This is a genomic window from Paracoccus sp. KR1-242 (genome assembly GCF_049446195.1).
In the GTDB taxonomy this organism is placed as follows: Bacteria; Pseudomonadota; Alphaproteobacteria; order Rhodobacterales; family Rhodobacteraceae; genus Paracoccus; species Paracoccus broussonetiae.
The window spans coordinates 250029-265580 of record NZ_JBMSED010000005.1; the positions used below are offsets into that span (position 1 = coordinate 250029).

Consider the following 15552-nt stretch of genomic DNA (forward strand, 5'->3'; position numbering starts at 1 on the left):
GCGGTGCCGGAACCGCAGTATTGGGGCCGAGATCCGCTTCCTTAAGCCAGTGCCGCCTGACCCTGACCGCCCGCCGCAAGGGCCGGACCTGCATCAAGATCCAGCAGGCTGCGGACCAGCGGGTGATGCGGGTCGGCCAGTCCGTCTACGACGGTAAAGTGGTGGCGGTCCGGCTCTTCCACCGCCTCGGTCGCGGCGCCAAGTCCCAGCCACAGGTTGGCCAGCAGCGCGGACTGGCGACGGAACTCAGAAGTTTCGCCCGCACCAACCCAGCAGGTGATGCGGGTGCCGGGAGCCGGGTCCAGAAGCGCCGGGCTTTCCGCCAGCACCTCGGACTCGTCCAGCCGCAATGTGTCGGCCCGCCAGATCCGGCGCAGCGGGCGCAGATCATGGATACCCGAGATCGAAACCACCTTTCCGATCCGCGATTGCACGTCCGGGGTCAGCGGCGCGCCCGCGCAGACCATCCGGCTGGCCAGGTGCCCGCCCGCCGAGTGGCCGGCCAGCGCGATCGGCCCCGCCACCTGACCCGCGGCCAGGGTGATTGCCGCCGCCACCTGCACGGTGATTTCTGAAATCCTCACCTGAGGGCAAAGATCGTATTCCGGCATCGCGATTGCATAGCCATGGGCCAGCGGTCCGCCTGCAAGATGCGACCAGTAGCTGCGGTCCAGATGCATCCAGAACCCGCCGTGAACAAAGACGACCAGCCCGCGCGGCGCGCCTTCGGGCAAGAACAGGTCAAGCCGGTTGCGCGGCCCCGCCCCATAGGCAAGGCCCAGACGTGCCTGCCCCGAAGCGGCCATCGTTTCGCGGAATTTGCGGGACGGTTCGACCCAGCGTTCGGGCCAGGATTCTCCGTCTGCAATGTTCCCGGTATTTTCGTAGACCTCATCCCAATCGACGATCTTGCGCAGCATGTTACCCTCCTCCGGCCCCCACCGGCTTTGCCTTGACGCGTGGACAGGCCGGGTTACTTCTGGGCACGGCACTGTATTTTGGCAAATGCCCGAAACGGCAAGGGCGGAAGCGAGGAAAGATGACTGACACCACCCAGGATGCCTCGGCCCTGATCGATGGCCGCGTCCGCGAACTGGACGACTGGCGCGGTGAGACGCTGGCCCACATGCGCGCGCTGATCCTGTCCTGCGACCCCGAGATCGTCGAGGAATGGAAATGGCGCGGCGTCCCAGTGTGGTCGCGCGGTGGCATCATCTGCACCGGGGAAACCTACAAGGCCGTCGTGAAGCTGACCTTTGCCAAGGGCGCGTCGCTTGACGACCCGGCCCGGCTCTTCAATGCCAGTCTTGAGGGGAACACGCGCCGCGCCATCGACCTGCACGAAGGCGCACGGATAGACGAAGCCGCGTTCAGGGATCTGGTCAACGCGGCAATCGCATTGAACCTGTCCCGCAAGCGCAAGGGATAGTCCCCGACGCCGCGGAAAAGGAAGGGGCGCGGACCCTGGCCCGCGCCCCCTGTCTGATCAGGCCTTCTTCACGTCGAAGCGGTCTGCATTCATCACCTTGCTCCAGGCACGGCCGAAATCAGCGACGAACTTCGCTTTCGCGTCGTCCTGAGCATAGACTTCGGCAATCGCCCGCAGCTGCGAGTTCGAGCCGAAGACCAGATCGACGCGGGTCGCAGTCCATTTCTGGGCGCCGGTCTTGCGGTCGGTGCCGTCGAACACGTCCTGCGCATCCGATTGGGCCTTCCACACCGTGTCCATGCCCAGCAGGTTGACGAAGAAGTCGTTCGTCAGCTGGCCCGGACGGCTGGTCAGGACGCCATGCGCGGTGCCGCCGTAATTGGCGTTCAGCGCGCGCAGGCCACCCAGCAGGACGGTCATTTCGGGCGCGGTCAGCTTCAGCAACTGGGCGCGATCGATCAGCAGCTCTTCGGCCGCGACCGAGAATTGCTTGCGCTGATAGTTGCGGAAACCATCGGCCAGCGGCTCCATCCAGTCAAAGCTTTCGACATCGGTCTGTTCCTGCGTGGCGTCACCACGGCCGGCGGCGAAGGGCAGCGCAAGATCATGACCGGCGGCCTTGGCGGCAGCTTCGACCGCCGCATCGCCCGCCAGCACGATCAGGTCGGCCAGCGAGACCTTCTTCGCACCCTTGGCGTCGAATTCGGCCTTGATGCCTTCCAGTACCGACAGGACACGGGCCAGTTGCTCGGGCTGGTTCGCTTCCCAGTCCTTCTGCGGGGCCAGACGGATGCGGGCACCATTGGCGCCGCCACGATAATCCGAACCGCGGAAGGTCGAAGCCGAGGCCCAGGCGGTCTGGATCAGTTCGGACGCGGTCAGGCCAGAGGCCAGGGCCTTCGCCTTCAGATCGGCGATGTCGGCGGCGTCGACCAGCGGATGATCGGCCGCGGGGATCGGGTCTTGCCAGATCAGGTCTTCGGCCGGAACCTCCGGGCCCAGATACAGGACTTTCGGCCCCATGTCGCGGTGGGTCAGCTTGAACCACGCGCGGGCAAAGGCGTCGGCGAACTCTTCCGGGTTTTCATAGAAGCGACGCGAGATCTTTTCATAGATCGGATCGAAGCGCAGCGACAGGTCGGTGGTCAGCATCGAGGGCGCGATCCGCTTGGACGGGTCATGCGCGTCCGGCACGGTGCCGGCCCCGGCGCCATCCTTGGGCTTCCACTGATGCGCGCCAGCGGGCGATTTGGTCAGCTCCCATTCATATTCGAACAGGTTGCGGAAGAAGCCATGGCTCCATTGCGTCGGGTTCTGGGTCCAGACGACTTCCAGCCCGGACGAGATCGCATCGCCGCCCGAACCCGAACCAAAGGAGCTGCTCCAGCCAAAGCCCTGCAACTCGATGGCCGAGCCTTCGGGGTCCGCGCCGACATGGGTCGCCTCGCCCGCGCCGTGGGTCTTGCCGAAGGTGTGGCCACCCGCGATCAGCGCGACGGTTTCCTCGTCGTTCATGGCCATGCGGCCAAAGGTCTCGCGGATGTCCTTGGCCGCAGCAAGCGGATCGGGATTGCCGTCGGGCCCTTCCGGATTGACGTAGATCAGGCCCATCTGCACGGCGGCCAGCGGGCTTTCCAGCTCACGCTCGCCGGAGTAACGGCTGCCTTTCGAACCGCTCAGCGCCAGCCATTCGACTTCCGAACCCCAGTAGATGTCTTCCAGCGGTTCCCAGACGTCGGGACGTCCGCCACCGAAGCCGAAGGTCTTGAAGCCCATCGATTCCAGCGCGACGTTGCCGGTCAGGATCAGCAGGTCGGCCCAGCTGAGGCTGTTGCCGTATTTCTGCTTGATCGGCCAGATCAGGCGGCGCGCCTTGTCAAGGTTGACGTTGTCCGGCCAAGAGTTCAGCGGCGCGAAGCGCTGCGCGCCCGCGCGTGCGCCACCGCGGCCATCGGCGGTGCGATAGGTCCCGGCGCTGTGCCACGCCATGCGGATGAAAAGCGGACCGTAGTGGCCCCAGTCGGCCGGCCACCAGTCCTGGCTGTCGGTCATCACCTTGCGCAGGTCAGCCTTGACTGCTTCCAGATCCAGCTTCTTGAATTCCTCGGCATAGTCGAACGCCTCGCCCAGCGGGTTCAGGGCGACGTTGTCCTGATGCAGGATCTTCAGGTTCAGCTGGTTCGGCCACCATTCGCGGTTCGACCGGGCATCGGCCCGCGTGTTGCGATTGGTTCCATGCATGACGGGGCAACCGCCCCCGGTTTTCACGATCTTGTCGTCCATGGCACTTTCCTTCGGCTATCTGGCGACCTTGGCGCGCTGCCGGGTTGGCGGCGGCTTCGGGTGACTCGCGCTTCGAAGACGTTATTAGCCCATTGCAACGATTAGATTAATTTCTAATGTCTAATGATCTTGATAACGGGCGGTTATGTCGCAGCGATGACGGCCCCCGAAGGGGCCGCCGGTCAGTGCCCGCCACCACCGCCGCCTGCCTGACCCGGCCGTTCAACGAACAAAAGAAGCGTCGCAAGGCATCCGAACAGGACGATCAGCAAAAGGAAGATGTCGGACAGCGACATGATGACGGCCTGCATCCGTGTCATCCCGGTGATGGTCGACAGCGCCGCCGCATGGGCTGCGTCGCCCAGACTGGAATAGACGTGCTCCAGCATCTCCATCGCCTGCGTGGCGGCTTCGCTGGTGTTGTTCACGGCCTCGGACAGGCGGGCATAATGCATGTCCTCGCGGCTGGACAGGATCGTGTTGATGACCGCAAGACCCACGGCCCCGCCCAGGTTCCGGGTCAGGTTGAACAGCCCCGAGGCGTTCTTGATCTTTTCGGGCGGCAGCATCCCCAGCGCAATGTTCGACACGGGCACCATGCACAGCATCAGCGACACCCCGCGCAGGATCTGCGGCACGAAGATCTGCCAATAGTCCCAGTCCGCCGTCAGCTGCGTCATCATCCAGCAACTGAGCGAGAACAGCGCGAAGCCCACGCCCATCATCCATCGCGGATCGGTGGTCTGCGACAGCCGCCCGGCCAGCGGCGCGGTCAGGAACATCGCGATCCCCGAGACCATCATCGCCTCGCCGATCTGCAACGAGTTGTAGTCGCGGACCGCCGACAGATAGACGGGGAAGATATAGATCAGGCCATAAAGGCCGATCCCCATCCCGAAGGAAAAGACCGATCCCATCGCAAAGTTGCGGTCGGCAAAGGCGTCCAGCCGCACGATCGGTTCCTCGGCGGTGAAGGCGCGCCAGAAGAACAGGAACGCGCCCGAGATCATGATCGCCGTCATGGCCACGATGGTTTCGTCGGCGAACCAGTCGTCACCCGCACCTTCCTCAAGCACATATTCCATCGCGCCCAGCATGACCGCCAAGCCAAGGAAACCCCACCAGTCGAAGCGGCGGAGCAGGCTCATATCCGGTTTGTCGAAGTCGATCAGCACGAAGGCCGCCGTCGTGACGATGATGCCGGGGATCACGTTGATGAAGAACAGCCAGTGCCAGCTGAGGAACTCGGTCAGATAGCCGCCAAGCGTTGGCCCGATGGTCGGGGCCAGCGTCGCGACCAGCCCGATCATGGGCGAGACGATATGCATCTTCGACCGCGGGAAGATCGTATAGGCACAGGCGAACACCGTCGGGATCATTGCGCCCCCGATAAAGCCCTGCAGCGCGCGCCACAGGATCATCTCGCCCATCGAGTTCGAAAAGCCGCAAAGCAGGCTCATCAGCGTGAAACCCGCGGATGAGATGGTGAACAGCCAGCGCGTCGACAGCATCCGCGAGAGATAGCCCGACAGCGGAATCATGATGACCTCGGCCACCAGGTACGAGGTCTGGATCCACGGAATTTCGTCGCCCGAGGCGGCCAGTCCCGCCTGGATTTCGGATAGCGAGGCCGAGACGATCTGGATGTCCAGGATCGCCATGAACATGCCCAGCACCATCAGCAGGAAGGTGATCAGGCGGCGGGGATCGATGCGGTCAGGGTCGACGACCGCACCCGCGCCGGTTGCCGCGGGGGCGGCCATGGATCAGCCTCCGGTCCGCGCGTGGCGCGGGGCGGCAGAGCCGTGTTCAAGCGAACTGGTCAGAGCATCCTGCGGAACGGGCGCGGTCTCATGACTGCGGTCCGTGGCGGGCATCAGAGGCTTGTCCTCGCCCGTGCGGATGTCGATCGTGGCGACGACGGACATGCCCGGACGCAGCGGCAGGCGACCGCGATCCTCGGGCGAAATCTCGATGCGGACCGGAACGCGCTGGACGATCTTGGTGAAGTTGCCGGTTGCGTTCGACGCAGGCAGCAGGCTGAAAACCTGCCCCGTTCCGGCGGTCATGCTTTCGACAGTGCCGTGCAGCACAGCGTCGGGCCAGGCATCGACATGGACCGCGACCTTGGCCCCGGGATGGATATGGGCGATCTGCGTTTCCTTGAAGTTCGCCTCGACATAGACATCCTGCACCGGGACCAGCGTACCGATCCGGCTTCCGGTAGCGACGAACGAGCCAAGCTGGACCTGGCGTTCGGTCAGGACACCTGCAAAGGGGGCACGGATCTCGGTAAAGCCAAGATCGCGCTCGGCCTGCTTGACGGCGGTGCGTGCGGCACGAATGTCAACCTCGGCACTGTCCTGACGCGCGTGCAGCACGGTCAACTCGGCCTCGGCCTGCTTCAGCGCGGCCTCGGCGCTTTTCACCTGGGCGGCCGCGCTTTTGGCATTGGCTTCGGCGGCATCGACGGCGGCCTGCGTCCCGGCCGAGCTGCTTTTCAGGTCGCGCGCCCGTTGGAAGGTCTTTTGGGCCCCGTCATTCAGCGCAGTCGCCGCGACCAACGAGGCTTGCGCCTGCTGGATACCCGCATCGCCCGAACGGATCTGGGCCTCAAGCTGCACCTGCGCGCTTTCCGCCAGCGCCAGGTCGTTCTGCTTGGCCTCCAGCGCAAGGCGGTAATCCTCGGGGTCGATGCGGGCGATCACCTGCCCGCGTTCGACCGCGGCGTTCGGCGCCACCAGCATGTCCGAGACATAACCCGTCGCCCGCGCCTGAAGCGAGATCAGGTCGGCCTGCAGATAGGCGTCGTCCGTCGCTTCGTGGAAGCGCCCGACGGTGAACCATTTCCAGCCTTCATAGCCTCCGCCCGCCAGCACGATCATCGCCAGGATCGCCAGGACACGCTTGGCCTTTCCGGACTTCGCCTTCGGCGGCTGTTCCGGCGTCTCGGAATTCGACGACATTGTTTCGGCCTTTCGGATGGTGCCGGCTGCGGCGCTGGGATGTTCTGGAATTGCCCCGATTCTCCGAGGCTGAATGCAGGTGCAGAATAATATTGACCGAACGGTTCGGTCAATATAGCGATATAGGGACGAGCGGTCTGCCTTGCCAGCAAAAAAGGAAGAAAATGACCCCGACGATGCCTGCGACGGAACCAGCCTGCGATGGCAGCGCGTCCCAGCCGGATGACAGCCCAAAACGCCAGCAAATCCTGGATGGTGCGCGGCGCATGTTCCTGTCGAAGGGGTTCGAGGGCGCTTCCATGCAGGACGTCGCCCGTGCCGCGGCGGTGTCCAAAGGCACCCTTTACGTCTATTTTGACAGCAAGGAAGCGATGTTCGAGGCCTTGGTGCTGAAGGAATGCGGGCGGATGCAGGAAACCCTGCGCCGGCTCGGTTCGGGCCAGGGCAGCGTCGAGGACGAGTTGCAGGCGATCGCCCACCAGATGATCGCAATGCTTCTGCAGCCCGAAATCCTTGCCGCAATGCGCATGATGATCGGCGCGGGAGAGAAATTCCCCGACCTCGCGCGCAAGATCTATCAATCCGGGCCCGAGCGCTCGGTGGCGACGCTGGCCGATTACCTGCATTTGCGCGAAAGCCGCGGCGATCTGGCCATCGGCGATTGCCCTGCCGCCGCAGCCGAGTTCGTGGACCTGATCCTGTCGGGACTTCAACGCCGGGCGCTGTTGATGATGCCGCCGCTGAGCGCGGCCGAAACCGACGCTTATGTCGCCCGGCGGGTGGCCCGTTTCCTGACCGGCCTGAAGCCCGCAATCGTCTGAGGACGCCCGTTCCCGACAGATCGACCTGCCCTTTCGGACAGGTTCGGCGGATTACCGCCGGATATGTCGCCTGCGCGACATTCCGCCGATGGGCCTGCTGCTAGATGGCAATTACTGGGCGTGGAAATGCAATTACTCCAGCAGTGCTTGACGAGTATCTTTGTTTGAACATGCATTTATTGCAGGCGTTGGAGCGGGACGGCTTGCGCCGTCCCGTTTCGCGCATCAAGATGATGCGAACGGCCACTGACCAGCATCGCCCCCCATGCCGCTTCGCAGCTTCCGCGCCCGTCCCGGCCCCGCCGCGCCCCCCGCGGGCACGGGATTTGGCTTGCTGCCATGACCCAGCCCGCAGCCGGATCCCCGCTGATTTCCGCCGAGATCCTGGACGGGCTGACACTGGCCCAGAAGCGGGCCTTTATCGCCGAATGCCAGTTCCGCAGCTTTCGTGCGGCGCGCGACATTCTTTGGCAGGGCGAACGGACCGAGGGGTTCTTCCTGGTCGAACAGGGACAGGTCGAAGTGACCTATATCGACGATCAGGGGAATTCGATCATCGTCCATATCGCCGGACCGGGAGAAGTTCTGGGCGAAGTCGAGGCGTTGTCGGGCAAGCCCTGTGCCGCGACCTGCCGGGCGATGGCGAACAGCCGCGTTCTGTATTGCACGACGGCGCAGTTGCTGAAGCATGTCCCAGCCCGCACCCTTGTCACCAACCTTGCAAGCGTGCTGCTGGACAAGCTGGTCCGGGACAATCGCCAACGCTCGCTGGACCATTTCCTGACGGCGGATCAAAGGATCTGCGTCTATCTGCAGCAGTTCACCACCCCCGGCCAGCCGGAGCTGCGCATCAACCAGACCTATCTGGCGGCGCTGGCGGGATGTTCGCGCCAGACGGTGAACCGCAAGCTGAATGAATTGCGGCTGCAGGGGATCATCGACATCAGCCGCGGCCGGATCACCGTCCTTCTGCACGACCGCCTGTCCATAGAGCCCGAAGACGCGCCGCGCCGGGTTGCCGGCGCGGCCGAAGCTCGCGGCTAGACCGGGACGGCCCCCGCCCTTGCGCGCCGCCGCGCACTGGCCTGCGCAATCATGGCGCAAACCAGCAGCTGGGACATGTGATAGACCAGCACCGGCAGGACGGTCGCCCCCACGGTCGCCGCAGGGAACAAGGCCGTGGCCATGGGCAGGCCGCTCGCCAGGCTTTTGGTCGAGCCGCAGAAGAACAGCACGACCCGATCCTCGTAAGGCAAGGAGAACAGCCGCCCCGCCCCGAGCATCACACCGAAGACCGCGGCCAGGAAGGTCAGCATCACGGCGATCAACAGGATCAGGCTTTGCGGCGGGATTTCATTCCAAAGGCCCGACACCGTCCCTGCGCTGAAGGCCGAATAGACGATCAGCAGGATCGAGCCGCGATCGACGGTCAGCGTCAGCACCCTGTGCCGCTTGACGAACTCGCCCAGCCAAGGCCGCACAAGCTGGCCCACGACGAAGGGCAAAAGGATCTGCGTACCGATCTTGACCACGGCATCCATGCTGATGCCCCCGCCGCCCTGATGCAGGATCAGCGCCACCAGCGCCGGCGTCAGGGCGACGCCGATCAGGTTCGATACCGATGCCGCACAGATGGCCGCGGGGACGTTCCCCCCCGCCATCGAGGTAAACGCGATCGAGGACTGCACGGTGGAAGGGAGGACCGCCAGAAACAGGACGCCCAGCACGACCTCGGACGGCAGCAGCCCGCCGAAGATCGTGGCGACCGCAAGTCCGATCAGCGGGATGATGACGTAGGTCGCGGCAAAGGTCAGACCCTGCAACCGCCAGTTCATCATGCCCGCCCGGACCGAGGCCGCGTCCAGCTTGGCCCCGTACAGGAAGAACAGCAGAGCCACCGCCCAATAGGTGGCGAATTTCAGCAGGCTGGCGGCCATGCCCTGCGCGGGAAGGATCACCCCCAGCAGGACCGCGCCGATCAGCATCAACATGTAGCTGTCGATGCCGATCCGTTTCAGGAAACGCATTTTCCGAACTCCGAACTCATTGTGTCAGTGGCCAAGGGCCATGCCGTCCTTGCGGCTGTCCGAGCCGCCTTCCAGAAGGTCCGAACCGATGCGGATCGCCTGCGCGCCACCCATCGGCGAATCCACGACGCGCAGAGTATGGCCCCGGGCCTGCAGATCGTCGCGGGTCTCGGCAGGGATCGTGCGCTCAAGGTCCAGCGTGCCGCCAAAGGCAAAGCTGCGCGGTTGGTCGATCGCCTCTTGCAGACCCAGGCCGCGATCGATCACGCCCGACAGGAAGGCCGCATGGCCCGCCGCCTGATATTGCCCGCCCATGACGCCGAACGGCATGACAACGCGACCAGCCTGCGTGACCATGCCCGGAATGATCGTGTGCATCGGGCGCTTGCGCGGGCCGATCGCGTTCGGATGCCCCTCGATCAGCCGGAACGAGGCGCCTCGGCTTTGGAACAGGATCCCCGTCCTTGGGTCCAGCCGGCCCGAACCGAAGCCGTGGAAGATCGAGTTGATAAAGGACAGCGCATTGCCCTGATCGTCCACGACGCAAAGATAGATCGTGTCCTTGTGCTCGGGTTCGTCCCACAGCGCGGGCGGCAGGGCGCGTGTCATGTCGATCCGGGCGCGCAGGGCCGCAACCGCCTTGTCCGAAAGCAGGCGCTCGACCAGACCCTCGCAGTGGGCGGGATCGCCGATCAGTTCGTCCCGGTGGTGATAGGCCAGTTTCGTCGCCTCGGCATGGACATGGATGCGGTCTGCCTCGGACAGCGCGGCCATGTCGAAGCCCTCAAGAATGCGCAGGATCAGCAGCGCCGCCAGCCCCTGCCCGTTCGGGGGGCATTCGTGGATATCATAGCCGCGATAGCTGGCGCTGATCGCCGTGACCCATTCGGCGCCGTCACAACCTTCGGCGAAATCCTGTTCCGTCTGCAGCCCGCCCAGGCTTTGCAGATGCGCCACCATATGCGCCGCCGTCTGGCCCTTGTAGAAGCCCGTCGCGCCATCGGCCGCGATTTCACGCAGCCGGTCAGCCAGCAAAGGCTGGGCGTGGCGTTCGCCCGCGCGGGGCGCGCGGCCGCCGGGCAGGAAGACTGCCGCCGCATGGGCGTCGCGGCCAATGAACTCTGCCGCCTCGGCCCAGTCCTGTGCGACGCGGGGCGTCACCGGATAGCCGTTCTGCGCATAGTCGATGGCGCGTTCGAACAATTGGGCAAGGGGAATGCTGCCGTGATCGCCATGCAGGCGGCACCATGCCGAAACCGCGCCGGGCACCGTCACCGAATGGGCCGATCCCTGCGGGATCTCGGTTTCCAGTCCGGCGGCCTTCAGCGCGGCGACGGTGGCTGCGGCGGGGGCGCGGCCCGAGCCGTTCAATGCCTTCACCTTCCCATCCGCCGGCGCGTAAAGCGCGAAGCAGTCGCCGCCCAAGCCGGTCATCAGCGGATCGACCACGCATTGCACGGCGACCGCGGCAATCGCCGCGTCCACAGCATTCCCGCCGCGGTCAAGGATCTCCAACCCCGCCGCCGTGGACAGCGGATGCGAGGTTGCGATCATCGCCTTGCGGGCAAAGGTCGAAGGGCGCCGGCCCGAAAGGAAATCGAAGGTCATGGCATGCTCCCACGGATTGGTCTGGTCAGGATTCGTTTTTATGTATACATGTTGATTTGTCCAGTACACATAATTGGTTCTCGATGGCAAATAGTGAAAGATCCGCCGATCACGTCCATGCCGCACTGTCCGAGCGGATCGTGGCCGGGACGCTGCGGCCCGGCGACGCGTTGACCGAATCCGGCATTGCCGAAGAATTCGGCATGTCCCGCACCCCGGTGCGCGAGGCGCTGCACCGGCTGGACAGCGAAGGTCTGGTCGAACGCGGCCCCCGTCGCGCCTTTGTCGTGCGCCGAATGAGCGTGGCCGACCTGCGCGACCTGTTCGAGACTTTGGGAGAGATCGAGGCGATCTGCGCCCGCCTTGCCGCGCATCGCATGACCGAGATTGAGCGGGATGCCCTGACCCGAATTCTTGCCGACGACAACGGCCATTATGCGACGGTGAACGCGCGCTTTCACGACGCCCTGCGCCGTGGCGCGCAAAACCGGACGATCGCCGCGCTGCTGGATGACCTGAACCGCCGCAGCCTGCCCTGGCGCGAGGCCAGCTTTCGCGGCAGCGGCGACCGGATCGGACAGTCACGGGACGAACATCGCGCAATCCTGCAGGCCGTTCTGGCCCGCGACGGTGATTACGCCGCGACCCTGATGAGGGCGCATATGGCCAGTTCGCTCAGCGCGATCTCCGAGATGCTGCTGGCCGAGGCACAGGTCTAGGCGCGGGCCGGATCGGCACGGCCCCAGCTTATCAGGATACCAAAGGCGCACAGCGCCGAGCAGGCCAGAGCCGTTCCGAACAGCGTGGAATATCCGAAATGCCCGGCCAGCTGGCCGCCCAGAAATCCCAGCACCATGCCGATACCGGCGTCGGTGCACTGGAAAATCGTGAAGTCGACACCCGCCTGACCGGGATCCGACCATTGCATGAAGCGCGCGTAAAGCGCGACAAAGCCAAAGGCCAGCCAGGCCGAGGACACGATCTGCGTCAGCACCGCCAATGGCCGCAGCGGCAGCGCCAGACCCGCCGCGACGCCAAGGCAATAGGCCAGCACCAGCGCCTGCCCCGCCAGCGCGATCATCAGCACTGGCAGGGTGCCCAGCCTTGCCACGACATAGCCCCCGAAGATCGCCCCAATGACGCCGACGACCAAGCTGCCCGAGGCGCTGAACAGCCCGACCTCGGTCAGGGTAAAGCCCTGGTCCACCAGGAACGGCCCGAAATATCCCAGCGTCGACTTCATCGCGGCTACGAAAAGCGCGGTGATCCAGATGCCCCGGCGAAGCTGCGGTCGGGCCAGCGCGGCGCGCAGGCTTGGACCGCTTGACGCGGGCGCGGCGCGGGGCGCGGGTTGTGGCAACAACAGGAACGGCAGGGTGCAGGCCAGGCAAGTCAGGAGCAGGACGGCGATGCCCGCGCTCCATCCCAGCCGGTCGATGGCAACCAGGACCAGCCCCCCGCCCAGGGCCGCGCCGACATAGGCCCCGCCCACCTGCATCATGTTCGCCCAGCCATAGGCCGAGGATGGGAAGGCCTCGACCGCGTGACCGTCGCAGGCGATGTCGACGGTGGCGGTCGCGGTTGCGATGATGAACAGCGTCAGGATCAGGGCGGGCAGTGGCATGTCCACGACCAGTGCCAGCGCCAGCGTCGCCAGCAGGATCAGCCCGCCGCCCAGCCGGATCACGGACTTGGTCCGGGCGGGGCCGGCAACCGGACGCCGCCATGCCTCGATCCAGGGACTCCACAGGAATTTCAGCGCCCAGGGCAGGACCAGCAGGGACAGGAAACCCAGTTGCTCCAGCGCCATGCCACGCTCGCGCATGACAGCGGGAAGGGCAGACCAAATGAATCCGCCCAATACGCTTTGGGTGACGTAAAGACCGCCAAGCGAGGCCAGCGCCAGCGGCATCGCCCGGCCGATTTGGTCCCCCCGCATGTCAGAAGCGGCGCGACAGGCTCAGGTCGATCATCCGCGGCTCGTCCCGGTAGCACCAGTCGCCAGTGCAGGTCTGCCCCTCGCGATCGAACAGGTTCTTCACGTTCAACTGCAACTGGGTGCCGTCATAGCCGAAGGCCGCGAAATCATAGCTGAGGCCAAGGTCGAAATAGGTGCGGCTGGCATTCTCGATCGTGTTGGTGTCATTGCCATAGCTGCGGCCGATATAGCGCATGCCGCCCATCACTGCGAGGTCCTGCAACGCGCCCTGCTGCGGCTCATATTTGACGAAAAGCGACAGGGTGTCGTCGGGCACGCCCGACAGTTGCTTGCCTTTGGTGCCCGGGGCACCTTCGTTGATCTCGACATCCATATGCGCGTAGGAGGCGATCAGGCTGACGCCGTTCTCCAGATTGCTCATCGCCTCAAGTTCGTACCCGCGCGAGGTCAGGTCGTATTGCAGGCCCCGATTGCGGCCGTCCCCGCCGACGACCAGCGACATGCCATTGTCCTGCCGGATGTCGTAATAGGCGGCGGTCACAACGGTGCGCTGGTCGGGAAGCTGATACTTGACGCCGATCTCTTTCTGCAGCGCCTCGGTCGGATCGGCGGGGCTGCCGCTCAGGTCAGACACGTCGTCAAAGACCTGCGCCACGTTCGGGGCGAAGGAACTCGCGACGTTCACATAGGGCGTCACGCCATTCTCGAACTCGTAGGACACGCCGAGGCGCGCGGTAAACGCCTCGTCCTTCTGGCTGCCGCTGTCGATCGCGCCGGTGTAGAAGTTGTAGTCGGAATAATCCGTATCCACCCAGTCATAGCGCGCCGAGGCCGAGATGGTCAGCGCATCGCGTTCGATCTGGTCGGCGATGTAGACGCCGGTCTGGCTTTGCTTGCGCCAGGCGTAGAAGGGCACGTCCAGCGCCTCGTTCGCGGCCTGGCCGAGCGCCGTCCCGCCGTAATCGGCATCGTATTCGCCGCGCAGATAGTCGGCGCCGATGGCGAAGGTGTGGTCGAAATCCCCCGTCTGGGCGTGATGCTCGACCATCAGGTCGAGGACGTGGGACTTCGCGGTCTCGTGGTAGCGTTGCCAGTAGCTGGGGACGAGATCGGGATAGGTGCCGGAACGCGTCGCATAGCGCATGTCGGCGCGGACCTTGGTCCAGCGATAGCTTTGACGCAGTTGCGTGTCGTCCGAGATGTCCCAGGTATATTCGTAGCCGATCCGGAATTGCTCCTGATCGAAGCGGTTGTAATCGGGATCGCCCGCAGGCTCGTCCGTCACGTCCAGATCGTCGGCGAAATGGAAATAGGCCACCGCGCCAGTGCGGTCCTTGGCGTATTCGGCGGTCAGCAGCAGGCGCTGGTCATCGCCGATCCGGAAGCTGATCGAGGGCGCGAGCAGGACGCGGTCATCGGCATAGCCGTCGATGAAGGTGTCGGCATCGCGCGCCAGCGCGACGAAGCGGTAAAGCGTATCGCCCTCGGGATCCAGCGGACCGGTGAAGTCCACCGCCGCCTCGACCCGCGAATAGCTGCCATAGCTGAGCCGGGTTTCGTGATAGGGCGTATCCTTGGGCCGCTTGCTGACCACATTCACCAGACCGCCCGGCGTGCTGACCCCGAACATGGACGAAGCCGGGCCCTTCAGCACCGCGACCCCCTCCAGCGTATAGGGGTCGTTGCGATACCACGCCGACAGGCCGTTGAAGCTGCGCAGCCCGTCGCGGAACACACCCGTCTGATAGGCCGGGAAGCCGCGCAGATAGAACGAGTCATAACGGCTGTCGAACCCGAAATTCCCCGGCGTGGCCGAGGCGGTATAATTCAGGGCCTCCAGCATGGTGCGCGGGGCCTGATCCTCAAGCTGGTCCTGGGTGATGACGCTGACCGCCTGCGGCAGCCTTGCGATGGGCGTATCGATCCGCATCGCCTGGCGACCGGAATAGGCAATGTACCCATCCTGATCCAGGGTTTCGTCGCTTTCGGCCTCAAGCACCACGGTGTCCAGTTGCACGATCTCTTGCGCAAACGCTGCGGTGGAAAAGACGGCGCTGCCCAGCAGCATGGTCAGGAGATGTCGCGGCTTCATGTCATTCATCCGATGCGATCGGTTATCTTGGAAGGACGGAAGACATCGGCGGTACCGGGTTCCGTCCGGGTCCCGCGCGGTGTAGGCATCAATGCCGACTGAAACAATCGGATTAGCGGCAACTCGATAAATTGCCGTCCCAGGCATGGCGCAGATGTCACAGTTCTGACGCGCAGCCGCTTATTGAAGGGCGCGACCACGCGGACCGGAGTGCTGGGCCACATTCAACTATAGATTGAAATGACTTCGCCTGTCCCTAATGGCCGCTGCCCCGGCCGCAGGGTGACGAAACCGCCACAGCGCCGCCTGTCCTGCCACCGGGGCGTGCAATGTGGCTTGGTGCCGGGACGTCCCCGCTTTTACCATCAGCGCAAGACCGGATGAGCC

Annotated in this window: 12 protein-coding genes; 4 read left to right on the plus strand and 8 right to left on the minus strand. The window is 64.7% G+C overall.

Translation table 11 applies throughout. The annotated features are described in order from the left end of the window. Positions 1-41 precede the first annotated feature (41 nt). Positions 42-920, minus strand: coding sequence for an alpha/beta hydrolase (locus tag ACO2Q4_RS09725; RefSeq protein WP_423318956.1), 879 nt, complete (start codon positions 918-920; stop codon positions 42-44). 119 nt (positions 921-1039) lie between these two features. Here ACO2Q4_RS09725 and ACO2Q4_RS09730 point away from each other — a divergent pair, with 119 nt between their 5' ends. Next, entirely contained in the window at positions 1040-1429 is a 390-nt protein-coding gene (locus ACO2Q4_RS09730) for a DUF1801 domain-containing protein (protein ID WP_423318957.1), read from the plus strand. Between the two features lie 57 nt (positions 1430-1486). Here the strand turns inward: ACO2Q4_RS09730 and katG are convergent, their stop codons facing one another. The 3 genes from katG to ACO2Q4_RS09745 form a co-directional block, all read right to left on the minus strand. Next, positions 1487-3712, minus strand: a complete 2226-nt coding sequence (katG, locus tag ACO2Q4_RS09735; RefSeq protein ID WP_423318958.1) for a catalase/peroxidase HPI — start codon at positions 3710-3712, stop codon at positions 1487-1489. 182 nt (positions 3713-3894) lie between these two features. Further along, a complete protein-coding gene (locus ACO2Q4_RS09740; RefSeq protein WP_423318960.1) occupies positions 3895-5475 on the minus strand; it encodes a DHA2 family efflux MFS transporter permease subunit in 1581 nt (526 codons plus the stop codon). Positions 5476-5478: 3 nt separating this feature from the next. Further along, positions 5479-6678, minus strand: a complete 1200-nt coding sequence (locus tag ACO2Q4_RS09745) for an HlyD family secretion protein (protein ID WP_423318961.1) — start codon at positions 6676-6678, stop codon at positions 5479-5481. Positions 6679-6842: 164 nt separating this feature from the next. On the opposite strand from ACO2Q4_RS09745, the gene ACO2Q4_RS09750 reads away from it, so the two are divergent. Then, positions 6843-7499, plus strand: a complete 657-nt coding sequence (locus ACO2Q4_RS09750; RefSeq protein WP_423318963.1) for a TetR/AcrR family transcriptional regulator — start codon at positions 6843-6845, stop codon at positions 7497-7499. Positions 7500-7838: 339 nt separating this feature from the next. Beyond that, complete coding sequence (locus ACO2Q4_RS09755; RefSeq protein WP_311759078.1) at positions 7839-8543, plus strand: Crp/Fnr family transcriptional regulator; 705 nt, start codon at positions 7839-7841, stop codon at positions 8541-8543. Here the strand turns inward: ACO2Q4_RS09755 and ACO2Q4_RS09760 are convergent. Together ACO2Q4_RS09760 and ACO2Q4_RS09765 are read right to left on the minus strand one after the other, a co-directional pair. Continuing rightward, positions 8540-9526 carry a bile acid:sodium symporter family protein gene (locus ACO2Q4_RS09760; protein ID WP_423318965.1) on the minus strand — a complete coding sequence of 329 codons (987 nt, stop codon included), beginning with the start codon at positions 9524-9526 and terminating at the stop codon, positions 8540-8542. The two genes, ACO2Q4_RS09755 and ACO2Q4_RS09760, sit on opposite strands and share 4 nt — an antisense overlap. A gap of 24 nt (positions 9527-9550) precedes the next feature. Next, entirely contained in the window at positions 9551-11134 is a 1584-nt protein-coding gene (locus ACO2Q4_RS09765; protein ID WP_423318966.1) for a gamma-glutamyltransferase family protein, read from the minus strand. Positions 11135-11217: 83 nt separating this feature from the next. On the opposite strand from ACO2Q4_RS09765, the gene ACO2Q4_RS09770 reads away from it, so the two are divergent. Beyond that, positions 11218-11853, plus strand: a complete 636-nt coding sequence (locus ACO2Q4_RS09770) for a GntR family transcriptional regulator (protein WP_423318968.1) — start codon at positions 11218-11220, stop codon at positions 11851-11853. Here the strand turns inward: ACO2Q4_RS09770 and ACO2Q4_RS09775 are convergent. After that, positions 11850-13073, minus strand: coding sequence for an MFS transporter (locus ACO2Q4_RS09775; protein ID WP_423318970.1), 1224 nt, complete (start codon positions 13071-13073; stop codon positions 11850-11852). The genes ACO2Q4_RS09770 and ACO2Q4_RS09775 overlap by 4 nt on opposite strands. A 1-nt stretch (position 13074) precedes the next feature. Continuing rightward, positions 13075-15165 (minus strand): TonB-dependent siderophore receptor, encoded by a 2091-nt coding sequence (locus ACO2Q4_RS09780; RefSeq protein WP_423318972.1) that lies wholly within the window; start codon positions 15163-15165, stop codon positions 13075-13077. Positions 15166-15552 lie beyond the last annotated feature (387 nt).